This is a genomic window from Halostella sp. PRR32 (assembly GCF_034808085.1).
GTDB lineage: Archaea > Halobacteriota > Halobacteria > Halobacteriales > Natronoarchaeaceae > Halostella > Halostella pelagica.
The window spans coordinates 1-254 of the sequence record NZ_JAXHGL010000210.1 but is presented as its reverse complement, the minus strand read 5'-3'; the positions used below and the strand labels follow the sequence as shown (position 1 = coordinate 254).

General features: G+C 69.3%; 1 protein-coding gene. It reads right to left on the bottom strand.

Annotated features, from left to right (window positions below):
- The coding region (locus SM753_RS20910) for a class I tRNA ligase family protein (RefSeq protein ID WP_323192968.1) at positions 1–254 on the bottom strand (254 nt) is incomplete at both ends.

The following is a 254-nucleotide window of genomic DNA, read 5'->3' as shown; positions in this document are numbered from 1 at the left end:
CCTCCTCGTAGGGAATCTCGCCGAACGCCGCCGTTCCCATGCCGAGCTGACTCCAGAACCACCCGCGGGTCTGGTCGTGGGCCTCCATGATGAGGTCGGCGGGCCACAGCTCGTCGAACTGCGAATCGTCCTCGGGGTAGTCGAGCGTCCCCCACGAGGCCACCGACGAGTCCAGCCAGACGTCGAACACGTCCGGGACGCGGGTCGCCTCGGCGCCGCAGCCCGCGCAGTCCATCGTCAGGTCGTCCACCGTC